General features: G+C 55.3%; 21 protein-coding genes. 16 read left to right on the forward strand and 5 right to left on the reverse strand.

Annotated features, from left to right (window positions below):
• The first annotated feature begins 65 nt into the window (after positions 1–65).
• The 4 genes from gmd (at position 66) to FNT36_RS18920 (ending at position 4,589) form a co-directional block, all read left to right on the forward strand.
• Positions 66–1,178, forward strand: a complete 1,113-nt coding sequence (gene gmd / locus FNT36_RS18905; protein ID WP_144850911.1) for a GDP-mannose 4,6-dehydratase — start codon at positions 66–68, stop codon at positions 1,176–1,178.
• A 95-nt stretch (positions 1,179–1,273) separates the two neighbouring features.
• Positions 1,274–2,182 (forward strand): glycosyltransferase family 2 protein, encoded by a 909-nt coding sequence (locus tag FNT36_RS18910; RefSeq protein ID WP_144850914.1) that lies wholly within the window; start codon positions 1,274–1,276, stop codon positions 2,180–2,182.
• Between the two features lie 31 nt (positions 2,183–2,213).
• A complete protein-coding gene (locus FNT36_RS18915) occupies positions 2,214–3,419 on the forward strand; it encodes a glycosyltransferase (RefSeq protein ID WP_144850917.1) in 1,206 nt (401 codons plus the stop codon).
• 219 nt (positions 3,420–3,638) lie between these two features.
• Complete coding sequence (locus FNT36_RS18920) at positions 3,639–4,589, forward strand: glycosyltransferase family 4 protein (protein ID WP_233636062.1); 951 nt, start codon at positions 3,639–3,641, stop codon at positions 4,587–4,589.
• A gap of 3 nt (positions 4,590–4,592) precedes the next feature.
• Here FNT36_RS18920 and FNT36_RS18925 read toward each other — a convergent pair whose 3' ends face one another.
• Together FNT36_RS18925 and FNT36_RS18930 are read right to left on the reverse strand one after the other, a co-directional pair.
• Positions 4,593–5,957: a hypothetical protein gene (locus FNT36_RS18925; protein ID WP_144850923.1), complete on the reverse strand. Its 1,365-nt coding sequence runs from the start codon at positions 5,955–5,957 to the stop codon at positions 4,593–4,595.
• A gap of 2 nt (positions 5,958–5,959) precedes the next feature.
• Complete coding sequence (locus tag FNT36_RS18930; RefSeq protein ID WP_144850926.1) at positions 5,960–7,237, reverse strand: tetratricopeptide repeat protein; 1,278 nt, start codon at positions 7,235–7,237, stop codon at positions 5,960–5,962.
• A 115-nt stretch (positions 7,238–7,352) separates the two neighbouring features.
• Here FNT36_RS18930 and FNT36_RS18935 point away from each other — a divergent pair, with 115 nt between their 5' ends.
• From FNT36_RS18935 to obgE, 6 genes are all read left to right on the forward strand, one after another.
• Positions 7,353–8,270 (forward strand): M20/M25/M40 family metallo-hydrolase, encoded by a 918-nt coding sequence (locus tag FNT36_RS18935; protein ID WP_144850929.1) that lies wholly within the window; start codon positions 7,353–7,355, stop codon positions 8,268–8,270.
• 149 nt (positions 8,271–8,419) lie between these two features.
• Positions 8,420–9,424 carry a glycosyltransferase family 2 protein gene (locus FNT36_RS18940; RefSeq protein ID WP_144850931.1) on the forward strand — a complete coding sequence of 335 codons (1,005 nt, stop codon included), beginning with the start codon at positions 8,420–8,422 and terminating at the stop codon, positions 9,422–9,424.
• Between the two features lie 124 nt (positions 9,425–9,548).
• Positions 9,549–11,789, forward strand: coding sequence for a sodium-translocating pyrophosphatase (locus FNT36_RS18945; RefSeq protein ID WP_144850936.1), 2,241 nt, complete (start codon positions 9,549–9,551; stop codon positions 11,787–11,789).
• Between the two features lie 111 nt (positions 11,790–11,900).
• Complete coding sequence (locus tag FNT36_RS18950) at positions 11,901–12,440, forward strand: phosphoribosyltransferase (RefSeq protein ID WP_144850939.1); 540 nt, start codon at positions 11,901–11,903, stop codon at positions 12,438–12,440.
• A gap of 66 nt (positions 12,441–12,506) precedes the next feature.
• Entirely contained in the window at positions 12,507–13,130 is a 624-nt protein-coding gene (locus FNT36_RS18955) for an adenylate kinase (RefSeq protein ID WP_144850942.1), read from the forward strand.
• Positions 13,131–13,287: 157 nt separating this feature from the next.
• Positions 13,288–14,283: a GTPase ObgE gene (gene obgE, locus FNT36_RS18960; protein ID WP_144850945.1), complete on the forward strand. Its 996-nt coding sequence runs from the start codon at positions 13,288–13,290 to the stop codon at positions 14,281–14,283.
• Between the two features lie 6 nt (positions 14,284–14,289).
• On the opposite strand, the gene FNT36_RS18965 is transcribed toward obgE, so the two are convergent.
• Complete coding sequence (locus tag FNT36_RS18965; RefSeq protein ID WP_144850949.1) at positions 14,290–14,613, reverse strand: hypothetical protein; 324 nt, start codon at positions 14,611–14,613, stop codon at positions 14,290–14,292.
• A gap of 152 nt (positions 14,614–14,765) precedes the next feature.
• Between FNT36_RS18965 and FNT36_RS18970 the strand changes: the two genes are divergently transcribed.
• The 6 genes from FNT36_RS18970 (at position 14,766) to FNT36_RS18995 (ending at position 20,486) form a co-directional block, all read left to right on the forward strand.
• On the forward strand, positions 14,766–15,329 hold the full coding sequence (locus FNT36_RS18970; RefSeq protein ID WP_144850953.1) for a nucleotide exchange factor GrpE: 564 nt from the start codon (positions 14,766–14,768) through the stop codon (positions 15,327–15,329).
• 137 nt (positions 15,330–15,466) lie between these two features.
• On the forward strand, positions 15,467–16,609 hold the full coding sequence (dnaJ, locus tag FNT36_RS18975; protein ID WP_144850956.1) for a molecular chaperone DnaJ: 1,143 nt from the start codon (positions 15,467–15,469) through the stop codon (positions 16,607–16,609).
• Positions 16,610–16,837: 228 nt separating this feature from the next.
• Entirely contained in the window at positions 16,838–17,347 is a 510-nt protein-coding gene (locus tag FNT36_RS18980) for an RNA polymerase sigma factor (RefSeq protein ID WP_144850959.1), read from the forward strand.
• 21 nt (positions 17,348–17,368) lie between these two features.
• On the forward strand, positions 17,369–18,013 hold the full coding sequence (locus tag FNT36_RS18985) for a hypothetical protein (protein WP_144850964.1): 645 nt from the start codon (positions 17,369–17,371) through the stop codon (positions 18,011–18,013).
• Positions 18,014–18,133: 120 nt separating this feature from the next.
• Positions 18,134–19,096 carry an ABC transporter ATP-binding protein gene (locus tag FNT36_RS18990; protein ID WP_144850966.1) on the forward strand — a complete coding sequence of 321 codons (963 nt, stop codon included), beginning with the start codon at positions 18,134–18,136 and terminating at the stop codon, positions 19,094–19,096.
• A 4-nt stretch (positions 19,097–19,100) separates the two neighbouring features.
• On the forward strand, positions 19,101–20,486 hold the full coding sequence (locus FNT36_RS18995; protein WP_144850969.1) for an ABC transporter permease: 1,386 nt from the start codon (positions 19,101–19,103) through the stop codon (positions 20,484–20,486).
• Between the two features lie 75 nt (positions 20,487–20,561).
• On the opposite strand, the gene FNT36_RS19000 is transcribed toward FNT36_RS18995, so the two are convergent.
• Both FNT36_RS19000 and FNT36_RS19005 read right to left on the reverse strand, forming a co-directional pair.
• On the reverse strand, positions 20,562–21,407 hold the full coding sequence (locus FNT36_RS19000) for an N-acetylglucosamine kinase (RefSeq protein ID WP_144850972.1): 846 nt from the start codon (positions 21,405–21,407) through the stop codon (positions 20,562–20,564).
• Positions 21,408–21,607: 200 nt separating this feature from the next.
• Positions 21,608–23,131 carry a diadenylate cyclase gene (locus FNT36_RS19005; protein ID WP_144850975.1) on the reverse strand — a complete coding sequence of 508 codons (1,524 nt, stop codon included), beginning with the start codon at positions 23,129–23,131 and terminating at the stop codon, positions 21,608–21,610.
• Positions 23,132–23,212 lie beyond the last annotated feature (81 nt).

A 23,212-nucleotide genomic window follows, 5' to 3' on the forward strand; every position in this document is an offset into this window, starting at 1 on the left:
TTTCGTGATTGACATCGCTCTTGCTTCAATATATTCCCAATCACTTTTTATAAACTCATTCTTTCATGAAAGTTGCCCTCATTACAGGGATAACGGGCCAGGATGGCGCGTATCTAGCCGAATTGTTGCTCAAAAAAGGCTATGAGGTACACGGCCTTAAGCGTCGCTCGTCGCTGTTTAACACCGACCGTATTGACCACTTGTACCAAGACCCGCACGAGAGCAATGTGCGCTTCACGCTGCATTACGGCGACTTGAACGACTCGACTAACCTCATCCGTATCGTGCAGGAAATTCAGCCCGACGAGATTTATAATCTTGGGGCTATGTCGCACGTGAAGGTGTCATTTGATACCCCGGAGTATACGGCTAATGCGGATGGTATTGGTACACTGCGCCTGTTAGAAGCCATTCGCATCCTAGGCCTAACGAAAAAAACACGTATCTACCAAGCCTCAACGTCTGAGCTGTATGGCTTGGTGCAAGCGGTGCCGCAGAGCGAAACGACGCCTTTCTACCCACGCTCGCCTTACGCTGTAGCTAAGCTGTATGGCTACTGGATTACGGTGAACTACCGTGAAGCCTACGGTATGTATGCTTGTAATGGCATCTTGTTTAACCATGAGAGCCCACTACGCGGCGAGACGTTCGTAACCCGTAAGATTACTCGCGGTGTAGCTCGTATTTCGCTAGGTCTTCAAAATAAGGTTTTTCTCGGTAACATCGACGCGAAGCGCGACTGGGGTCATGCGCAAGATTACGTGGAAGCCATGTGGCGCATTTTGCAGCAGGACGAGCCAGAGGATTACGTCATCGCAACTGGTGTGACTACGACCGTGCGCGACTTCGTGAAAATGTCGTTTGCCGAAGTGGGAATTGAAGTCGAATTTACAGGTGAAGGTGTAGATGAAAAGGGCCACGTAGTAAAATGCACTAATCCCGACTGCAAAGCTCAGGTAGGTGATGTAGTAGTAGAAATTGACCCCCGCTACTTCCGTCCCACAGAAGTAGAACTACTTATCGGTGACCCCACTAAGGCCAAGACTAAGCTAGGCTGGGAGCCTAAACATGACCTGGCCTCACTAGTAAAGGACATGATGACGGCTGACGTAGAACTTTTCCGCCGCGATGCCTATCTGCTGAAGGGCGGCCACAAGGTGTACAACTACCACGAATAAGCTTATGCTACCTGCCAACGTAGTATAACAAAAAAGGACCGGCCAAGTAGTCGGTCCTTTTTTGTGCGTTATTTTGTCTAGTATTACACCCTAGCATGAGTCTGACTAGCCCTTTTTTCAGTATAATCATCCCGACCTACAATCGTGCTGAGTTAATCGCTGCTACATTACGCTCGGTACAAACGCAGGATTTTGCAGGCTTTGAAGTGCTGGTAGTAGATGATGGGAGTGAGGATAATACAGCCGACATAGTGAGGCCTTTTATGGCCGATGCCCGCTTTCAGTATCTGCCCAAAGCTAATGCCGAACGTGGGGCTGCCCGTAACTACGGCCTTGACCATGCTCAAGGCGAGTACGCCATTTTCTTGGATTCAGACGACCTCCTTCATTCCAACCATCTAGGTACGTTGCATGCGACGATTACCAGCCAACAGATTCTACCTGATTTTATTGCTACTAAATACGATTTTGATCGCGACGGACAGCGCCGGCCTAGTGATATGGCGCCGCTACCTGCTGGGCCACTGGGGTTTGAAACATTTTTAGCTGGTAATGTGCTGGCCTGTAATGTGTGTGTACGCCGCCAGAACCCAACTTTATATAAGTTTGAGGAAGACCGCCGCTATGCAGCCGTAGAAGACTGGATGTTTATGCTGCAAAATACCCAGCATGGAGCGGCTGTGCAGCTAGTGGATGCTGTGACGCTAACCATGAATGACCACGACCAGCGCTCAATGCGTGCGGACAATCAGGGGCTAATAAGGCGGCTGGCTTTGGCGGCAGACTGGATGCAGCAGCATTTGACGCTCGCACCTAGCCAGCGCAGCCGCTTGCTAGGGCGGGTATACTACCTTTGTGCAATCCATGCCTATGCCGACGGGCACCGCAAGCAGGCCTTAGGTTTTGCGCGGCAAGCGGCAGCCGGACTTAGTCGCAAAACAGCCGTTATCCTCTTTGCCCGCATATTGCTAGGGCCTCAGTTAGTAGGTTGGCTTAAGGGATAGATGCCTGACTTTTCTTATTGTTAGTATACTTATGCGTATTCTATTTTTGGGCTACTGGGGGCTGTATGATGGGCTGACAACTAGTACTATATTTCCTCATTTGCGCCTGTTGCAGGCTCGCGAAGATGTAGATGCTATACGCTTAGTGACTATTGAACGGGACACTCAGGCGCCTACCCCACTGCAGTTTACGCCTGACTTTGAGGCCAATAAAATATCCTTCCAGCCACTGTGCTCCCGGCCAAGTAGCAATGTGTTATTAAATAAGATAGAAGATTTTACGCGATTCCCGGCTGAGCTTATCAAGCAGGTGGCCGAGTTTAAGCCTGATTTTTTGTTGGCTAGGGGGGCGCCAGCCGGAGCTTTAGCTTATCTAGTCTGGCAGAAAACTAAGTTGCCATTCTACGTCGAATCGTTCGAGCCCCATGCCGATTATATGTTGGAATCGGGGGTATGGCGGCCATATGACCCCCGCTATTTATTTCAGCGGCACTGGGAAAAGCGCCAGAAACAACTGGCGCGCGGCCTGATGCCAGTGGCCGAAAACTATCGTCGGCAACTTGTGGCTGAGGGAGTACCCGCTGACCGTATTGCTACAGTGCCATGCTCGGTAGATGCCCACTCGTTTACTTTTGACTTGGGGGCCCGCCAACGCGTGCGGCAACGTTTAGGGTTTGGTGCTGGTGATATAGTAGGCATATATGTAGGAAAATTTGGAGGCATCTATTACGATGAAGAGGCATTTGCCGTGTTTCGTGCTGCTGCCGACCACTTTGGTCCGTCTTTCCGCCTTATCCTGCTCACACCTGATTCACAGGCCGAGATACAGACTAAACTACAAGCCAGTGGCTTAACACTCGGGCAAACATTTATTACGAAAGCGCCTCATGCTGAAGTACCTAACTATCTTTCGGCGGCCGATTTTGCCTTTGCTACCATCAAGCCAGCTCCTTGCCGACTATTTTGCTCAGCTATTAAAATAGGGGAGTATTGGGCCAACGGGCTACCAGTACTGTTACCTCCAGGCATTGGTGACGACTCTATGATTGCCGAGCAAGAGGGTGGGGGAGCCGTATTCGACCTAGCCAAGCCCGCAAGCTTGAAGGTGGCCCTAGAGCAATTAACCACTTTACTGGCTCCAGCCGACTATCGCCAGCGTATTAAACAATTAGCGGTAAAGCATCGCTCAGTGGCTCGTGCCCGCGAAGCTTATGATGCACTGTTGCGCCCCTCCTAATTTGGGTCGATTTCTACGGCCGTATTTTTAGGGGGCCTAGCCCTTTGATAGACACGTGCTACCAGTATAAAAATAGTCTGTACTACCAAGGTCATTCTGGTGCGTATCCTTTTTATAGTTCCTTATCCACCCGGCCGAGCTCCTTCGCAACGCTTCCGCTTTGAGCAGTATCTAGATATACTCGCTCACCGCGGTTATACATATCAGCTGGCTTCTTTTTTGGATGAAGCTACTTGGGCTATTCTATATAAGCCGGGGCACACAGTAGCCAAGGTAGTGGGTATCGTGAGTGGATTTGTCCGGCGCTTGGCCCTGCTGCTGACCCTAGGTAAATACGATTTTGTATTTATTCATCGTGAGGCGGCGCCTATAGGGCCCCCAGTCCTGGAGTGGCTAATCGCTAAAGTATGGTGTAAGAAAATTATCTATGACTTTGACGATGCCATCTGGCTCGCTAATACGTCGGAGGCCAACCGCCTAGCGGCGGGTCTGAAGTGGCACCAGAAAGTAGCTAGTATTTGTCGGTGGGCTTATAAAAACAGCTGTGGTAACTCTTATTTAGCTGCTTACGCCGGACAGTTCAATGCAAATACCGTAGTGAACCCTACTACCATTGATACCGAGCATTTGCACAATCAAGTGCGCGACCAAGGTGTGCCTGGTCGTTTAGTAATAGGCTGGACCGGTACACACTCTACCCTAAAATACCTCGACCAAGTGGTGCCAGTGTTGGCGCAGCTAGAAGCGGAAGGATTGGATTTTGAATTTAGAGTTATATCCAATCAACCTCCTGCACTGCCTCTGCGGTCATTGGTATTCGTGCCTTGGCGAAAAGACACTGAAATAGCCGACCTATTAGCTTTTCACGTGGGGCTAATGCCTCTGGAAGATGACCTATGGGCCAAGGGAAAGTGCGCTTTTAAGGCGCTCCAATACATGGCCTTAGGTATTCCTGCGCTTGTGTCACCAGTAGGAATGAACACTGAAGTAGTGCAGAATGAGTATAATGGCTATGTATGCGCCACCGCCGCTGACTGGGAGGCTCGTCTGCGCCAGCTACTCGCAAACCCTGACTTGCGGCAGCACCTAGGGAAAGCAGCGCGGACCACAGTGATAGAGCGATACTCGGTGCTAGCTAATACAACTAATTTTCTGCAGCTATTTGCTTAATTGTTAAGCCAATTGCCGTTGAGGTGCCGCAGCCACTCGCCGGACTGGTGCCCGCCGCTTCTCATTGGCAATGCTCTGTAATATGTACAGTGCACTTAGGTAGAATGGAATCAGCGGAATCTTGTAGCGCACCAGCGTGCCAAAATTGGCGCTGGTGATGCCAACAGAAGCGGCAAATATGAGAGAGAATACAAAGCTCATCAGCAATATTGGGGTACTACCAATGAGCTTGAAGGTAGCTCCAACGCCAGTGCGCCAAAAGATGCGCAGAGTGAAAAAGAGAAAAAAGCCGGCTTCCAAAGCTGAGAGCAGCATAACGGGGTTGCGCGCTTCCCATAAAAAAGGCCGAAATAACGATACGATGATAGCCTGGGGCGCCAGCTTAGCCATGCCACCCAGCGTACCATCTTGCTTGCCTAGGTAGTAACCCGAGCCCTCCTGCTTGACGCTAGTTTCGTATAGATAAGTGGCTGTAATCTTACTGCGCTCACCAATTTTGTCTACGTCGAAACGCTCATCCCCCTTGGTGAGGTTGGTAGCAGCATAGAAAGCGATAATACCTCCTAGGGCGAAAAAAACCGGTTTAGCTAGCATTCGCAGGGTTGCGTTTTTGATGCGAGCACTATTTTCGTTGAAAACCCACAGCAGGGCAGCGGGTAAGAAGCATAGCAAAATGTATACTTTGATACGCAGCAAGAGATAAGCCGCTAGCAGAGCAATAGACAAGCTTTTACCTACATTTCGTTTTTCGATAGTGCCTCGGTAAAAGCCATAAAATAACCACCCTAAGGCACCTATGCAGAGGGAGTCCTTCATTAGCCCTGAGCCCCAGAAAAACAGCGAAGGCACATAGAACATAGTCCAAGCCAGCTCTTTATAGACATGAGGCCGGATTTTGGCCATTGTCATGTACAGCGCCCAAATACCGCTGAAGCTCGCCACAGCGAAGAAGAGAGAAATGGCTATGTAGCTGTTGAAGCAAAGAATGCCGAAAAAGGCAGCAATGCGCACAACGAAATATTCGGTAGAATCAACTTGCCAGAATATGCGTGATACATAAGGGGTGAAGGAAGGGTCTTTAGAGGTAGCAGCAAATATCATCTTAAAGCCGGTGCCAAAAGACTGGCTAAAGGCCGACCCAATTACTTTGACGTGGTAGAAGTAATTGAAGGTGTCGCCACCATGATAATAGAACTGATAGATAACACCTAGGCCAATCGCACCAACAAACTTGAGCGTAAGGGCAGGAATAAAAAACTGTCGCGTGTACTTATTGGTAACGGAGGACCGTACCATATAGGCCAGAGCGTAGAAGATGGCCAAGTAGAGGAGACCCCAGAAGAGGTCCGATAATTCCATCTGTGGCATAGCTATTTATGCTTTTTGAGCCATGCTTTGGCTTCTTTGTATTGCGTTGACTTATGGTCGGCTTTGTCGACTACCACGGCGTAGTAGCGGCGGGCGGCTTCCTTATCGTTGGCCTGGTCGGCGAGCTTAGCTAAGCTGGCGTTGGCGAAGAGGTAGAAGCCGCCTTCAGTTTCACCGTTGCTTTCGGCAAAGACAATGCAACGCTGATAAAAGTCCTTAGCTTTTGCCAAGTCTTTATACTTGAACTGCATGAGGTAGCCCAAAAAATAACTAGCGTAGCGGCCGCTGGAAGCTTCGTAGCCGGGCATGCCGGTATTTATCTTTTCCAGAATATCGCGGCTCACGCGCTCGCACTCGGTAAACTGGGCTTGGTCGAAGCAGAGGTAAGCGTAAAAACGCTCGAAATAGCCATTATCAGGGTATTTGCGGGCTAGGCCCTGAGCAACGGGGAAGGCCGCCGAAGTTTGGTGTTCTTCATTGTGCAGAATGCGCATGAGAAATACTTTGGCTTCGACGCTGGTGTAGAAGCCATTGGTGGCTACAGTACGCAGCTGGTCGAGCCCAAGCTTTTTGTCGCCTTTGGGGAAGAAAAGCAGCACAGGCTTAAGCAGCGGATAGTTCTCCGGAATCCAGACGGCGTAGTAGTTAAAGAGAGCCTCACCAAACAGAAACTCGGGACTCAGGCCATTGGCTTCGCGGCTTTTTTGTAGGTAGTTGAGCGAGCGCTTGCTGCTGACGGTAGCCTTTCGCCAGTTGTGGCGCTCGGCGTTGAGGCGGGCATCGAAGCCGTTGGCAGCCGATAAGAAAAAATAGGCTTCGTAGTTTTTGGGGTCAGCCTTGGCCAACTGTTCACTGTAGGTGTTAGCCGTATCCATGTACGCATAGAATATCTTGTCGTACTGCTTGGTCTGGAAGTTGGTCGGCATAATCTTCCACCACGTGCTCAGCCCTAGCAGAAAATACGGCATGGGATGATGCGGGTAGCGGCGGCGCAACGAGCGAAATTGCTTTTCGGCTTTGTCGTACTTGAAATTGTAAAGATTCTGCACAGCCCCATCGAGCTCTAGCTGAATGTCTTTGTCGAGCAGTAGCCAGCCTTTGGTATCCGTGTTAGGCAGCACATCTACATTACTAAGCTCTACATTGCGAATGGCCGAGTTTTGGCCAGCGCCGCGCCGCCGGGTGGTGTCGGCGGGCGTTTGCTGGGCGTAGCTTTGCAAGACTGGGCTGAGCAGGAGCAGCAACGAAAGCAGGCGCAAAAGCCGAAACAGAGCAGGCATAGAAACAGAAGAAGCGACAGAAGGCCGCGGGGCCAAGGGTGGAAAGCTGGCTGCGGCTAGGCGAAAGTACGGCGGCGAACCTAGCTTTGATTGGTTTTTAGGGTTATACATGCCAATGCACTTGCTGCAAACACTTTGCCGGATACCGGCGCCTTCGGGCGAAGAAGCTTCGCTAACTCGCTTTCTGCTAGCCTACGTGCAAGAGCACGGCCCTGGGTGGCAACACCCGCCGCAAGTCATCCATGACGAGGCCCAGTTTCAGGACTGCTTGCTGCTGGTGTTTGGGCAGCCGCGCACAGCCGTGTTTGCGCACATCGACAGCGTTGGCTTCACGGTGCGCTACGGGCGCGAGCTGGTGCCCATTGGTGGGCCGGAGGGTAAGACGGGCTATCGACTGGTGGGATGCGATGCGCAAGGGGATATAGCATGTACGCTGACAGTTGAGGAAGAAACCGAGGCACTGGGCTATGAGTTCAGCCGCGACATCGAGCGCGGTACCAGCCTCACATTTGCCTGCGACTTTCGCGAAACGGATACGACCGTGCAAAGCTGCTACCTCGACAACCGCCTAGGTGTCTGGAATGCCCTACGGCTAGCCGAAACGCTCGAGCACGGCATCATTGCGTTTTCGTGCGGGGAGGAGCACGGTGGCGGGTCGGTACCCTATCTGGCGCGCTATATCCACGATACTTATGGCGTGCGGCAAGCGCTAATTTCGGACATCACGTGGGTGACGGAAGGCGTACACCTAGGGGCGGGCTGCGTCATTTCACTGCGCGATTCGCTCATTCCGCGCCGCAGCTACGTCGAGCGCATTCGGCGAATAGCGAAAGCTAGCGGGGTGCCGCACCAGCTAGAGGTAGAAGGCGCGGGTGGCTCCGATGCTAAAGAGCTGCAGCGAAGCGACCGGGCCTGGGACTGGTGCTTTGTCGGCGCGCCTGAAGCGGAGGTGCACTCGCCCAACGAGCTGGTTGATAAGCGTGACATAGCCAGCATGCTTCAACTCTACCAGGTCTTAATGCGCGAGCTATAAGCCCTAGGTAGATAGCTGGGCAGCGTGCATGGCTGAGTCACTTAAGTTGTTTTAAGTATTTAGTAGCGCTTAGTTTGGCTGCCGCTCGAATACGCTTCTTAACCTTTAACCCTGCTTTCAGGTAGTAGGGGCGCACTAATCTATACCCGATGGTACCAACGCCTACTCAACAGATTTCGCCTGACTTATCCATTGTGGTGCCGCTCTATAATGAGGAGGCTAATATTGAGGCGTTATATCGGCGGTTGAAGACCGTGGTCGATGCCATGGGGGTTAGCTATCAGTTTGTGTTCATCAATGATGGCTCGCGCGACCGCACGCTGGCACTAGTGCACGAGCTAAGCCGCCGCGACCAGCAGGTGTGCTATATCGACCTCAGCCGCAATTTTGGCCACCAGATTGCTGTCACGGCTGGTTTAGATAATTGCACCGGGGCGGCTGTAGTTATTATTGATGCTGACTTGCAGGACCCACCGGAGCTAATACCGCAGCTCTACGATAAGCTTCTGACGGGCTACGAGGTAGTATATGCCAAGCGCTTGTCGCGGCCCGGCGAAAACGCAGCCAAGCTCATGACAGCTAAGCTGTTTTACCGCACCTTGGCGGCTATCACCCATGTGTCGATTCCGGTCGATACGGGCGATTTCCGCATTATCTCCCGCAAGGTGGTGGAGGCGCTCAAGCTCATGCCCGAGCAAAATAAATTTCTGCGCGGCCAGATATCCTGGATTGGCTTTCGGCAAACCTATGTAGAGTATGACCGGGCCCAGCGCGCCGGCGGTGAAACGGGCTACACCTACAGCAAAATGCTGCGGCTGGCAATTGACGGTATCACGGCGTTTTCGGATTTTCCGCTCAAGCTAGCGTCGCTCAGTGGGTTTGTGGTGTCCGGCATTTCGTTCTTAGTTATGCTTTACACCTTGTATTCGCGCTTCGTCACGCACGATTACCAGCCGGGCTGGGCCTCGCTCATGATAAGCATTCTGTTCTTGGGCGGTGTGCAGCTGATTGCCATTGGCATCATCGGTGAGTACATCGGGCGGCTGTCGGCTAATGTGCGCCAGCGCCCCTTGTACTTAGTAGCTGATACCAACATTCAACCGGCAGTTTCTTATGAGGAAAGCCGGGTAGCTACTCCGGCTGGCCGCCGGTGAGCTGGCGCGGCGCCTAGGTAGGTATTGGAGAGCCGTGGGGCGGCAAAAGCCAGTGAGCTTGCTCGAAAAGCAAATTCGCTTACATTTACCAGCCTAACTTCTTCCCACTCAGCTCACTCAGCTTATGCCTACTATTCTCTACGCCGTGCCCGCGCTGGGCCTGCTAGCGCTCCTGTATACCTGGCTGCGTGCAGGCTGGGTAGCCCGCCAAGATGCCGGTGATGCCCATATGCAAACCATTGCCGGTTACATTGCCGACGGGGCCATTGCCTTCCTCAAGGCCGAGTATAAGGTGCTGGCTTTGTTTGCGCTTATCGCCTCGGTCTTTTTGGGCTACTTAGGCTTCACGGGCGAGAAATCCAGCCCGGTTATCATCATTGCCTTTTTGATTGGCGCGGTGTTTTCGGCTACGGCGGGCTTCATCGGAATGAAAATCGCGACCAAAGCCAACGTGCGCACGGCCCAAGCAGCGCGCACATCGCTGAGCCAAGCGCTGAGCGTGTCGTTTTCGGGCGGCTCGGTGATGGGCATGGGCGTGGCGGGGCTAGCCGTGCTGGGGCTAGGTGCATTGTTTATCGTGTTCTACCAGCTATTTGTGGTGCGACTGCACGGCACGGCCAGCGGCGTGGAAATGGAAAAAGCGCTGGAAGTGCTCACCGGCTTTTCCCTAGGTGCCGAAAGTATCGCACTTTTTGCCCGGGTGGGCGGAGGTATTTATACCAAAGCGGCCGACGTGGGCGCCGACCTCGTGGGCAAAGTAGAAGCTGGCATTCCGGAAGATGACCCCCGCAACCCGGCTACCATTGCCGACAATGTGGGCGACAACGTGGGTGACGTAGCGGGCATGGGCGCCGACCTATTTGGCTCCTACGTGGCCACCATTCTGGCCACGATGGTGCTGGGGCGCGAGGTGCACCTAGGCAGCCCCGACCAGTTTGGCGGGCTCTCACCCATCTTGCTGCCAATGGCAGTGGCTGGCCTAGGTATTATAGCCTCGCTAGTGGGCATCTTGCTAGTGCGGGTGAAGGAAGGCGGCAACGTGCAGGCAGCCCTCAACTTTGGTAATTATGCCTCAGTAATCGTATCGGCAGTATTCTCCTATTTCTTGATAAAGTGGCTGTTGCCGGCCGGCGACATTACCGTGCGCGGCTTCACCTTCGATGCCAACCACGTGTTTTACGCCGTATTGGTGGGGCTGTCCGTGGGCACGCTCATGAGCATCATCACGGAGTACTACACCGCTATGGGCAAGCGCCCGGTCCTTAGCATTGTGCAGCAAAGCAGCACCGGCCACGCTACCACCGTGATAGGCGGGTTGGCCGTGGGCATGGAAAGTACCGTGCTGCCCATCTTGGTGCTGGCGGCAGGCATTGTGCTGAGCTATGAGGCGGCTGGCCTTTATGGCGTGGCCATTGCGGCGGCTGGCATGATGGCCACTACCGCCATGCAACTAGCCATCGATGCCTTTGGCCCCATCGCCGACAACGCTGGTGGCATCGCCGAAATGAGCGAGCTGCCCAAGGAAGTGCGCGAGCGCACCGATATTCTAGACGCGGTAGGCAACACTACGGCGGCCACTGGCAAGGGCTTCGCCATTGCGTCGGCGGCGCTCACCTCGCTGGCGCTATTCGCGGCATTTATGGGCACGGCACATATCGATGCTATTGATATTTCGAACGCGCGGGTGCTGGCCGGCCTATTTGTGGGGGCCATGATACCGTTCATCTTCTCCGCGCTGGCTATTTCAGCAGTGGGCCGGGCTGCCATGGCAATGGTGCAGGAAGTGCGGCGGCAGTTCCGCGAGATTCCGGGCATCATGGAAGGCACCGGGCGCCCCGAGTATGAAAAGTGCGTAGCCATCAGTACGCAGGCCGCTATTCGGGAGATGGTTTTGCCGGGCGCCATTGCGCTTCTCACGCCCATTGCCGTCGGGTTTTTGTTTGGGCCCGAGGTCTTAGGTGGCACGCTGGCCGGCGTCACGGTGAGCGGCGTGCTCATGGCCATGTTTCAGAGCAACGCCGGCGGTGCCTGGGACAATGCCAAAAAGTCGTTTGAGAAGGGGGTGATGGTCGATGGCAAAATGCAGTTTAAGGGCTCTGATGCGCACAAAGCCAGTGTGACGGGTGACACCGTGGGCGACCCATTTAAAGACACGAGCGGCCCGAGCATGAATATTCTCATCAAGCTCATGAGCATTGTATCGCTCGTTATTGCCCCGCACATTGCCCGCGTGGGCGATGCCCGCAGCGTAGCCCCTGTGCACTTGCCCCAAAGCTTGGAGCTAAGCCAGCCTAGGGTGCGCTTTGCCCAGTTCACTCCCGCCGCTGAGGCCGTGCTGCGCACCGTGCTGCACCAAGGACATTGAGGAGAGCGGTGGCTACCTAGGTAACCTAGGAAATTTGGCCGCCTCAATTCTTCATTCCGCATTCAGCGTACCTTTGCACCCCAAACGGCCGCTCGGGCCGCTTCTTAGCGCATGGGTCACCCCCTTATTACCCTTCACGACAAGGCTTTCCGGCCTTATTTGTCGGCCGCCGAAATAGGCGTAGCTATCGACCAAGTAGCAGCTCGCCTCAATGCTGATTACGCTGGCCGCCGCCCGCTATTTGTGGTAGTGCTCACTGGCGGCTTCATGTTCGCCACCGACTTGCTGAAGCGGTTCACTGGCGAGTGCGAGATTGTGTTCATTCGCGTGGCATCTTACGAAGGCACCGAGAGCACCGGTAAGATTCAGGAGATTCTGGGCTTGCGCGAAGACGTGCAAGGCCGTGATATTATTCTGGTCGAAGACATTGTGGACACGGGCACCACCCTGCACCACCTGCTGCCCTCGCTACAAGCCAACCAGCCTGCCTCCATCGAGATTGCGGCCATGTTCTACAAGCCAGCTAGCCTACGCTATGACCTGACGCTAACCTACATGGCAATGGAGATTCCAAATGATTTTGTAGTGGGCTACGGCCTCGACTACGACGGCCTAGGTCGCAACCTCCCCGACGTTTACGTGGCGGCGTAGCTTTATTTTTACGTAGCCCAGCCCCCTTTTTGCCTGCTCCGGCGCCCTGCTTTACTACCTCTTTTTATGCTAAATATCGTTTTATTCGGTCCTCCCGGCGCGGGCAAGGGCACGCAAAGCCAGAAGCTGATTGCCCAGTACAACCTTGTGCACCTGAGCACCGGCGACCTGCTCCGGGCCCAGATTGCAGAGGGCACCGAGCTTGGCCTGAAAGCCAAAAAGCTGATGGATGAAGGCCTGCTTGTGCCCGACGAAGTAGTAATCGGGATGATTGGCCACGCCCTGAGCAAAAACCAGCAGGCAGCGGGCTTCATCTTCGACGGCTTTCCGCGCACCGTGGCCCAGGCCGAAAGCCTCGACCAACTCCTGACTCAGCACAACACCAAAGTTGCCTGCATGATAGCCCTCGAAGTAGGGGAGGAGGAGCTCGTGAAGCGCCTGCTCGAGCGCGGCAAAACCAGTGGCCGCGTCGATGACCAAGACGAAACCAAAATCCGCCGCCGCGTGCAAGTGTATAACACCGAAACCGCGCAAGTAGCTGGCTACTACGCTGGCCAGCAAAAGTTTCATGCCCTCAACGGCATCGGTGAGATTGAGGCTATTTATACGCAAATCTGCACGCTGATTGACCAGCACAAAGCCGCCGATGCCGAAACGCCGGCCGCGGCTACGCGCGAGGTGCAAGCCTAGGGCGGCCCCCTTTTATAAAATCCGTCTGTCATCCTGAGCTTGCGAAGGACCTTATTACGGCTGGAATCGTTGGATAGCATTGCCAATGACCCGGACTTTGATAAGGTCCTTCGCAGGCTCAGGATGATAGTTTTTTAGTAACTACAGACTTACCCCAGTGGCTAATAACAACTTCATTGACTACGTTAAAATAACCTGCCGCTCGGGCAAGGGCGGCGCGGGCTCGCACCACTTCTTTCGAGCCAAGGGCCTGCCCAATGGCGGCCCCGATGGCGGCGATGGCGGCCGCGGCGGTCACATCATTCTGGAAGGCAACTCGCAGCTTTGGACCCTGCTGCACCTACAATACCGCAAGCACCTCTTTGCCCAAGATGGTGAAGGCGGTGGCGAAAACCTGCGTACCGGCGCCCAGGGCGAAGATATTGTGATTCAGGTGCCTTTAGGTACCGTGGCGCGCGATGCTGAAACCGGCGAGGTCAAGCTCGAAATAACCGAGCACGGCCAGCGCCTTATCCTTACGCCTGGCGGGCGAGGCGGGCTGGGCAACGACCACTTCAAGTCGGCCACCAATCAGGCCCCCCAGTACGCGCAGCCCGGCGGCCCGGCCATTGAGGAGCAGGTGATTCTGGAACTGAAGCTACTGGCCGACGTGGGCCTCGTAGGCTTCCCCAACGCGGGCAAAAGCACGCTGCTCTCAGTAGTGTCGGCGGCCAAACCCAAGATTGCGGACTACGCCTTTACGACGCTGGTACCTAACCTAGGCGTGGTGGCGTATCGTGATTATCAGTCGTTTGTGATGGCCGACATTCCGGGCATCATTGAGGGCGCAGCCGAAGGCAAGGGCCTAGGTACCCGCTTCCTGCGTCATATCGAGCGCAACTCCATGCTGCTCTTTATGATAAGCTGCGACAGCCTCGACGTAGCCGCTGAGTACCGCATACTCCTCAGCGAGCTGGAGCAGCACAACCCCGAGCTGCTGGATAAAAAGCGCCTGCTTGCCATCACCAAATCGGATATGCTGGACGAGGAATTGGAAGCCGAGCTGCTCGCTTCGCTGCCCGCCGATATGCCGCCCACCATCTTCATTTCCAGCCTCACGAATAAGAATATTCAGCCGCTGAAAGATATGATTTGGAAGGCGCTGCACGAGTAGTGAGTGCTACGCGTTCAAATTAATGCCCGTGGGTGAGTAGTCACCTAGGTCAGCATCCTTTGGCAGCGCTACCACATGCACGTAAATAGCAAAGTCAGCTTCAGAGTTGCCTAATGTCTGACGAAGTTTTTGAGGGATAGGCTTTAGCCGTTCTGCCCATTCGGGTAGGAGTCGAAAAGCTGGATGGGTGCTTGGCGGAATTAGAAACGCACAACCTTCCTCGGCGGCTACAACAACGCCAGTTTGTACTTGCCATCTTTCTTTACCATCGGCCTCGTCTATGAAAACGACCGCTAGTAAGTGATTTAGTAAGTCTTCAAAGTGATACATACTTAACTTACTAGAGTAGATATAAGCGAAAGATAGTGTTGGTCAATGTGCCAACTTGTCACCCTCCTTTGCTTTGGCAAACTCCTTGCGCCTGACCTGCCGCCCCTATGGCAACTCCCTTCTCTAGCCGATTCCGCCATTTTTTCCAGAAAATGACCGACGATAAACCGATGAATCCTGACGACCAGCCCCTGACTGACAGCGCCGCCGACCACACTGCCGGCGAGCAAGACCTAGGTACCGACGCTGCTACGGCCGGTGCCGCGCAAGGCGCCAGCCGCGCCGAAGCCGAGCTAGCTGACCTTAAGGACAAATACCTGCGCCTAGCCGCTGAGTTTGAAAACTACAAGCGCCGCACCGCCAAGGAGCGCACCGACCTATTCAAGACCGCCAACCAGGAGCTGATGGTAGCCTTGCTGCCCGTGCTCGATGACTTCGACCGGGCGCGCCAGCACACGCAGGGCGCCACTGACCCGGCCGCGCTGCAAAATGCGCTGGACATTACCTATAACAAGCTCAATAAAACGTTGGAACAGAAGGGCCTGACCCCGATGAATGCCAAAGGCGGCGACTTCGACGCCGAGCTGCACGAAGCTATCACGCAGATTCCGGCGCCGAGCGACGACCTGCGGGGCAAGATTGTAGACGAAATTGAGAAAGGTTATTACTTAGGCGATAAGGTTATTCGCCACGCCAAAGTGATTTTGGGTCAGTAGTTTAATTATTTTAGTATGCTGGGCTTGTGAAGCATCCAGCTTAGCGCACTAACTTCTTAAATTTGAGGTTAGTCGTCTAAGTGAGAGGCTTTGCAAGCCCAGTATAACGAGTGTAGGTGAGATAACATTTCTGCAAAATGGCAACGGTAAAGCGCGATTATTACGAAGTATTAGGAGTAGCAAAAAATGCGGAGGGCGACGTGATTAAGTCGGCTTACCGTAAGATGGCTATTAAGTACCATCCCGATAAAAACCCCGACGACCCCACGGCCGAGGATAAGTTTAAGGAAGCCGCCGAGGCCTACGAGGTGCTTTCGGACGCTGATAAGCGCGCGCGCTACGACCGGTTTGGCCACCAGGGCATGGGCGGCGCCAGCGGTGGCGGGCCCAATATGGAAGACATCTTCTCGCAGTTCGGCGACATCTTCGGCGGAGGCGGGGGCTTCGAAGGTTTCTTTGGGGGCGGGCAGCGCGGTGGCCGCCGCGTGAAGAAAGGTTCTAACCTACGTATCAAGCTCAAACTCGACCTAGAGGAAGTAGCTAACGGCGTAGAGAAAAAAATTAAGGTGAAGCGCTACGTGGCCTGTCCACCGTGCAGTGGCACCGGCGCCAAAAACGGCACTGAGCTGAAGACCTGCCCCACTTGCCAGGGCCAAGGCCAGGTGAAGAAGGTGGTGAACACGATGCTCGGCCAAATGGTGAGCGCCAACACTTGCCCCACTTGCCACGGCGAAGGCAAAACCATCTCCACGACTTGCGACGTGTGCAAAGGCGAGGGCCGCCAGCTGAATGAGGAAGTAATTCCGATTAACATTCCGGCCGGCGTAGCTAATGATATGCAGCTGAGTATGAGCGGCAAAGGCAACTACCCCGAGCGCGGCGGCGTGCCCGGCGACCTACTCATCCAGATTGAGGAAGAGCCGCACGAGTTCCTTAAGCGCGATGGCAACAACATCATGTTTGAGCAGTACATCAGCTTCGTAGATGCGGCCCTAGGTACCAGCCTGGAGGTGCCTACCATCGAAGGCAAGGTGAAAATCAAAGTTGATGCTGGCACCCAGCCGGGTAAAATCCTGCGCCTGCGTGGCAAGGGCATCAAAGACCTGAATGGCTACGGCCGCGGCGACCAACTGATTCATCTGAATGTGTGGACGCCTAAGAACGTGAGCAGCCAGGAGCGCGAGCTACTAGAAAAACTGCGCGACTCGGACAACTTTACGCCGCACCCCGGCAAGAATGAAAAAGGCTTTTTCGAGAAAGTGAAAGAATACTTCGCGTAATCGCTGATTTACTGAATAGCGCAGTTGCACCTGCTAGCAGCAGGCTGAGTAGGCAACTAGCTGTCAATGTGAGAAAGGCCACCCAATAGGGCGGCCTTTTTTTATGGTTGTAGCTACTTAGTCAGCCCGCCACTAGTGGGGTAGCTGCGCTATTCAGTAAATCAATTGAATCTGCGGTGTAATGCGAGTCGACTTTCGGCGAATAACTTCCCGAAACCTTTACCTCGCATGAGCGCTGCGCCTTCTGCCGATTTTTTGGCTGCCCTGCACGAGTACCAGCCGTTGGTACGTCGCGTGTGCCGGCTCTATTGCCAGGATGCCGACGACCGACAAGATTTATTTCAGGAGATAGTCTTGCAGTTGTGGCGCGCCTGGCCGCGCTACGTGCCCCAGCCCGATGCCAAGTTGAGTACCTGGCTCTACCGCATCGCACTAAACGTAGCCATCTCGAACCTACGGCAGCGCACCCGCCGGCCTGCTTCAGTAGGGCTGGAAGACGAGGCCGCCCGCTACCTAGCCCAGCCCACCGAGGGCAGCGCCTACGAGCCCGAAGAAACGGCGGCTCTCTACACCGCTATTGGGCGGCTCTCCGACGTGGATAAGGCATTCGTGCTGCTGTACCTGGAGGACCGGCCCTACGAGGAGATGGCTGACATCCTAGGTATCACTCAAAACAACGTGCGCGTGAAAATGCACCGCGTGCAAGAGAAGCTCCGCAAGCTGCTCGTGCCCCATTAATCTTCTAACCGCGATTTTAGTATGGAACTTGATGACCTGCGCCGCCAGTGGCAGCAGCCCGAGCCGAGCGCCGCGGCTCTTAGTGCTACCCAGCTGCGCGAAATGCTGGCTCGGCAGCGCGATAACTTGGCGGATAAAATGCGCCGCAATGCCCGCTGGGAAATGGCCTTGGCTGTGCTCATGGCTGGGCTGATGCTGGGCGGGTTTATATTATTACACAAAGCGGTATATCGGCTCTACACGGGTTTTTCGCTACTGCTGATGCTCGTATTAGTTTATTATTACTACCGCTTGCTGGCTATGCTGCGCCAGATGGACGAGCCTAGCAGCAGTGTGCGGCGCCACCTAGTCCAGCTTTGTGCCGGGCTGCGCCAGATGCTGCGTTTCAATTACAAGCTGACGCTGTGGGTGCTGCCCTGGACGCTGATTCTTATCTATGGGTTCTTTACGGGGCAGCTGCTAGCGGGCAAGGCGAAGTACAGCTGGCAAATTTGGGCGCTGGCGGGCGGCATACTGTTGGTATTAGGGGCCGTGGTGCAAGTAGGCGTGGTGTACTTCACGCGCTGGTATATGCAGCGCCTCTATGGCCAGCACCTCGACCGGCTTGAGGGCCAGCTGCACGAACTGGACGAGGGCACCGGCCCTGGGGTAGCAGAAAGCCGCTAACCGTTCAGAAGCGTTTTTTGCTGGTTGAGGGCCGGCTGCTACCGCTTGGCGCTTGCTGGTTGCGGCCCATTGCCCTAGGTTGCTACATTTACCCACGTTATTCTCATTTCCTTTTTTCTCATGCCACACTCTACCGCTGCTCCCATCTTGGAGGTGCGCAACGTGCGCAAGCAGTACGCCGCGCACACCGCCCTCGATGGCGTGAGCCTGGCCGTGCCCGAGCAAAGTATATTCGGCCTGCTCGGGCCCAACGGCGCCGGCAAAACTTCGCTCATCCGCATCATTACCCAGATAACTGGTGCCGATGCGGGGGAGGTGTTTTTTCGGGGCGAGAAGCTCAACCCGAGCCATATCGCCGACATTGGCTACCTGCCCGAGGAGCGCGGCCTTTACAAGAAGATGAAGGTGGGGGAGCAGCTCATCTACCTGGCCCAACTACGTGGCTTGAGCCGCGCCGACGCGGTGCAGCGCATCAAGAAGTGGCTCGACCGCTTCGACATCAAGGCCTGGGCCGAGAAAAACGTGGAGGACCTCAGCAAGGGCATGCAGCAAAAGGTGCAGTTTGTGGCCACGGTGCTGCACGAGCCTAAGCTGATTATTCTAGACGAGCCGTTTTCGGGCTTCGACCCCATCAATGCTAACCTCATTAAAGATGAGATTTTGCGGCTGAAGCAGGAGGGCGCGGCCATCATTTTCTCGACCCACCGCATGGAGTCGGTAGAGGAGATGTGCGATAGTATTGCGCTTATTAACCGCTCGCGCAAGGTGCTCGATGGACCCGTAACGGCCATTCGCAACCAGTTTAAAAACAACACCTACGAGGTAGAGGGCCAGGGCAAGCTGATGGTAGTGCACCCCGATTTTGAGGTGATAGAGCAGCGCGAGCGCGAAAACGACCACTTCTACGCCCGCATTCAACTGCACGCCGGCACCACGCCAAACGACCTGCTGCGCTACCTCATTGGGCGGGTCGAGGTGCAAGCCTTCCGCGAGCAGGTGCCGAGCATCAACGAAATATTTATTCGGCGCGTGCGCGAAACCATGCCCGAAACGCTACACGAAACCGCTAACGCCCTCCTGTAATCCTATGGCTTCTAAATTTTTACTCGTTGCCCAGCGCGAATATCTGACGCGGGTGCGCAAGAAGGCGTTTGTGGTGCTCACGCTGTTGGTGCCTTTCATTATCGCAGGCTTTGGGGTGCTGATAGGCAAGCTGGCTAGCTCTGATGAGAGTACCGAAATAGTGGACGTGCGCGACACCAGCGGCCTAGGTGTTGCCACAAGGCTCACGCAGATGTCAACGCCGCAGCTCCAGTTTTTGCCCGTGACGGGCTCGCTGGCCGAGGCCAAGCATAATTTTCAGAAAGACAAGCACGCCGGTCTGCTTTACCTGCCCGAGGGGCTCGATGTGCAGGACCCCAAAGGAGTGCAGTTTTTTGGAAAAGGCAACATTAGCCTCAGCAAAGAGGACCGCGTGAAAAAGGCCCTCACGGATGCATTCGCCGAGCTGAAAATGCAAAAGTCAGGCCTCACCCAAACCCAACTCGACCAATTGCGGGCTAAAGTGCCACTGAGTTCAGTGAGCCTCGACGAGGCTGGTAAAGAGAAGGGTAGCAATTCAGGTGTGACAACAGGCATTGCCTCGGCACTGGCAATACTCATCTACTTTTTCATCTTCCTCTATGGCGTGCAGATTATGCGCGGGGTAGGAGAAGAGAAGTCGAGCCGAGTAATGGAAGTAATGCTCTCCGCTGTGAAGCCGTTTGACCTGATGATGGGCAAAATCGTGGGTATTGCGGCGGTAGGTCTCACGCAGTTTTTGCTGTGGGGGCTGCTTTCATGGGGCGCTACGGCGGTAGTGGTGCCACTAGTGATGCAGGATGAAGTGACCAAAGCGAAAACCGAGGTGGCCGCTACCAGCCCGAGCGCTAATGCGGGCTCTGCCACTGTAGCTGACCAAGCCGCCGTTTCGGCCGAGCAGATGAACCCCGCTAAGCGCGCTAACGTGATAAGTGGGGCCTTCGAGAAGGCCAGCCAGCTCAACATCCCCATCTGGACCATCGTCTTCGGCTTTATTGTCTATTTCCTAGGTGGTTATTTGCTCTACGGGGCCCTCTTTGGGGCCGTGGGTGCGGCCGTAGACGACCAGACGGACACGCAGCAGTTCATGTTTCCGATTACGATGCCGCTCATTTTGAGCTACGTGCTGGGTTTCTCGGTCATCCTGCGCAACCCCGACGGGCCGGTGGCCTTCTGGATGTCGATGATACCCTTTACCTCGCCAGTGGCGATGGTGATTCGGCTACCGTTTGGGGTGCCAACCTGGCAGCTGGCACTTTCTATTGCGCTGCTCGTGGTAGGCTTTGTGGGCACGGTGTGGGTGGCCGCGCGCATCTACCGGGTAGGCATCCTGATGTATGGTAAGAAGGTCACCTACCGCGAACTGTCGAAATGGATGTTTTACAAAGGGTAAGTATTAAATACCTGCCTTAGCACTAAAAAAGCCCGGCTGCGTGAGCAGCCGGGCTTTTTTAGGTAGCTAGGTATCCTAGCTTTCGTGGTAGCTAACGAGGTCGTCGATAGGCGAGCGAATGATTTTGCCAACTTGCATGCCGTGGCTGTTGGCCACCTGCGTGAGGGCGTCGCGGAAGTTGTAGCCTACCGAGCCGATGCAGTTGAAGGTATAGTCTTGGTAGTTGGGGTAGTGCAGCACAATGTTCTGAAAGAAAGCCTCAAAGGCCTCCACCACGATTTGGCGGCAGTAGCTTACGTTGTTGTGGTCGTAGGCAAACTTGGCGAAGCTGGCCAGGTAGCGGTTGGGCAGCGGCTTGTTGTACAGCTGGTCGATGATGTCGTTGCGCGAGCCTAGGTGGTATTCCGACTTCAGGGCCTCGCCTAGGCCGTCGGGCAGTGAGCCGCGCAGGTAGTCGCGCAGCAAGCGCTTGCCTAAGAAGGAGCCGCTGCCTTCGTCGCCCAAGAAGTAGCCCAGCGAATCCACGTTGTACGTGATTTTATCGCCGTCATAGATGCACGAGTTGGTGCCCGTGCCTAGGATGGCAGCAAAGCCCGGCTTGCGGCCCAACAGGGCGCGGGCGGCGGCTAGCAGGTCTTCGGTCACCTCCACGCGGTTGGCGTTGGGGAAGGTGTGACGCATAGCGGCGGCGATGGTTTCGGCCTTAGCCTCGCTCGATACCCCGGCGCCGTAAAAGTAAATTTCGCGCACTTCGGCGCGGTTCATGTCGTCGGGCAGGTCTTTGTCGAGCGAAGCCGTAATGAATGCCGTGTCCACAAAATCAGGGTTATAACCCTGGGTGTTGAAGTACACGCGCTGGCCCTCGTCGGAGAGTAGGCACCAGTTGGTTTTGGTAGAGCCGCCGTCGGCAATGAGTATCATGTTTTTTTTGAACTGTTAGCTATTAGCTATTGGCCGTTAGCTTTTAGGTGAGAGGAAATCTGCCGTGCAGCCAGCTAGACGCGGGCGCGAACAAGGCGCTAAAATAACGGCTAGCTGGTTGACACTAGCTATTTAAAAAAATAGCGGCCAGCAAAGCGCTAGCAGCTAAGAGCTAGCGCTTTGCTGGCCGCCCAAAAAAACTAGGCGTGCAGCGCCGAGGGCAGCAAGTCAATCCAGCCATCTTCGCTCACTACCACGGCCAGGCAGGGGTAGGGCGACGAACTGGTGTAGCGCACGGCCGAGTTGTAGCGGGCGCCGCGGCTGCTATCGCCCTTTTCGGTGGCCTGGCCGTCGAGAATTACCCCAATGGCGTAGCACGTGCCGTTGGGCTCGATGAGCACGGCCCCGTCGATACTGCTGGCTTGGCGCAGCACGGGTGTGGTCATTACCCTAGGCACCACCCGGAAGCACTGGCGACGCAGGCGCTCGGCCTCGGGCTTGGCCCCAGTGCTGATGCAGAGCATGGTGCCGTGGCTCTGGTTAGAGGCTTCGAGGGCGAGCTCCCACAGAAAAGAAATTTCCTCCGTCGTTAAATCGGGAAATACCTGGTGGGCCACGCGGGCGAAGTTGTCGGCCTGCACCTTGCTTTGGGGCAAGCGCGGCGTGTTGCTGACCACCCGCATGAGGGTGTGACCGCCGTGGCGCAGCTCCCAGCCGTAGTGGTTGGTAAACTGTACGGTGGCTAGCGGCTCGTATTTTTCGTCGTCTTCCTCTACCATGTAGCCTAGGCCGAAAACGTGCGAGGCGTCTGACACTAGGCCAGTGCGACCCTCGGTCAGCTCTAGCAGCTTGCGGATAGAGCGGTGGTCGCGCAGCGGCACGGGCGCCTCCAGGGTCAGCACTGGCACAATGGCTGCGTGCTGGCGCCGGGCCAGTAGCATGGTGCCCTGGCCCTCGCCACCCTCGTGGCGTAGCGCCGCAATACCTAGGCAGGCATCGTAGAGGCCGTGGGCGCTACCCGGCGAAATGCGCAGCATGAGGCGGCGGCCTGCCCCGCGCAGCACTTCGTTGTAGTCGCGGTCGAGTACTGGCTGCTCGTTGTCGGCAGTATCAGCTTCGCGCAGGGCGCGAGTACACTCGTGCAGAAACTCTAGCACCGCCGCGTGGGGTAGCGAGGCCGGGCGTGTCGAGGTAGCCTTGCCCGGCAGCGTGTAGTAGGCATTGTAGGGGCCAGCGGCTAGCTGCACCACCAACACTACCAAGTAGCCATTAAGGCTGAGTGGCGTGGAGCAAAAGGAGCGGCGGGCTTCTTGGCGGCTTTCTACCAACTCCAGCAGGGTTTGCTCAGTGGCGCGGCACACTAGCTCGTACCAGTGCTGCTTTTCCATGCGGTCGTGGTCCTGCGGGTGCAGGTGATACACATTGTCGCGTGGGCCAGCATCGGCCTCAAAGGTGGCGGCCAGCGTTTTGATGCCCGCAAAATCGGCGGGGCTATAGCGCAGCGTAGGAGGCTCGATGACCACACTGTGCGGGTCATTTTCTTCGCGGCCCGAGGCGAGGCCCAGCAGAAAGACTTCTGGCCGCAGGTTGCGGTCGAGCAAATTGAAAATACCTTCGGCAAAGAGCTGAGCCGAAACACGAAACAAGCTTTGGTGTTCCCACATAGGGGGCAGAAAAGAAGCGGTGGGGCGAGCCGAGAGTGGGGCCGGCGGGGAAGCAGTCATGGTACCAAATAGCAGCCAAGTAGAACGCTTACGTAAAATTGGACTAAACAGTAATCTATCGGCGGCTTCTTGCACCAAAAG

This window comes from Hymenobacter setariae, from assembly GCF_007713685.1.
Taxonomy (GTDB): Bacteria; Bacteroidota; Bacteroidia; order Cytophagales; family Hymenobacteraceae; genus Hymenobacter; species Hymenobacter setariae.

Excerpts from the sequence above, each read along its gene's own strand:
- FNT36_RS18955 (WP_144850942.1), top strand. The coding sequence starts at position 12,507 with ATGCTAAATATCGTTTTATTCGGTCCTCCCGGCGCGGGCAAGGGCACG.
- FNT36_RS19000 (WP_144850972.1), bottom strand. The coding sequence starts at position 21,407 with ATGATACTCATTGCCGACGGCGGCTCTACCAAAACCAACTGGTGCCTA.
- FNT36_RS18930 (WP_144850926.1), bottom strand. The coding sequence starts at position 7,237 with ATGCCTGCTCTGTTTCGGCTTTTGCGCCTGCTTTCGTTGCTGCTCCTG.
- gmd (WP_144850911.1), top strand. The coding sequence starts at position 66 with ATGAAAGTTGCCCTCATTACAGGGATAACGGGCCAGGATGGCGCGTAT.
- FNT36_RS18990 (WP_144850966.1), top strand. The coding sequence starts at position 18,134 with ATGCCACACTCTACCGCTGCTCCCATCTTGGAGGTGCGCAACGTGCGC.
- FNT36_RS18910 (WP_144850914.1), top strand. The coding sequence starts at position 1,274 with ATGAGTCTGACTAGCCCTTTTTTCAGTATAATCATCCCGACCTACAAT.
- FNT36_RS18970 (WP_144850953.1), top strand. The coding sequence starts at position 14,766 with ATGACCGACGATAAACCGATGAATCCTGACGACCAGCCCCTGACTGAC.
- FNT36_RS18950 (WP_144850939.1), top strand. The coding sequence starts at position 11,901 with ATGGGTCACCCCCTTATTACCCTTCACGACAAGGCTTTCCGGCCTTAT.
- FNT36_RS18935 (WP_144850929.1), top strand. The coding sequence starts at position 7,353 with ATGCACTTGCTGCAAACACTTTGCCGGATACCGGCGCCTTCGGGCGAA.
- FNT36_RS18940 (WP_144850931.1), top strand. The coding sequence starts at position 8,420 with ATGGTACCAACGCCTACTCAACAGATTTCGCCTGACTTATCCATTGTG.
- dnaJ (WP_144850956.1), top strand. The coding sequence starts at position 15,467 with ATGGCAACGGTAAAGCGCGATTATTACGAAGTATTAGGAGTAGCAAAA.
- FNT36_RS19005 (WP_144850975.1), bottom strand. The coding sequence starts at position 23,131 with ATGACTGCTTCCCCGCCGGCCCCACTCTCGGCTCGCCCCACCGCTTCT.
- FNT36_RS18945 (WP_144850936.1), top strand. The coding sequence starts at position 9,549 with ATGCCTACTATTCTCTACGCCGTGCCCGCGCTGGGCCTGCTAGCGCTC.
- FNT36_RS18965 (WP_144850949.1), bottom strand. The coding sequence starts at position 14,613 with ATGTATCACTTTGAAGACTTACTAAATCACTTACTAGCGGTCGTTTTC.
- FNT36_RS18925 (WP_144850923.1), bottom strand. The coding sequence starts at position 5,957 with ATGCCACAGATGGAATTATCGGACCTCTTCTGGGGTCTCCTCTACTTG.
- FNT36_RS18915 (WP_144850917.1), top strand. The coding sequence starts at position 2,214 with ATGCGTATTCTATTTTTGGGCTACTGGGGGCTGTATGATGGGCTGACA.
- FNT36_RS18980 (WP_144850959.1), top strand. The coding sequence starts at position 16,838 with ATGAGCGCTGCGCCTTCTGCCGATTTTTTGGCTGCCCTGCACGAGTAC.
- FNT36_RS18995 (WP_144850969.1), top strand. The coding sequence starts at position 19,101 with ATGGCTTCTAAATTTTTACTCGTTGCCCAGCGCGAATATCTGACGCGG.
- FNT36_RS18985 (WP_144850964.1), top strand. The coding sequence starts at position 17,369 with ATGGAACTTGATGACCTGCGCCGCCAGTGGCAGCAGCCCGAGCCGAGC.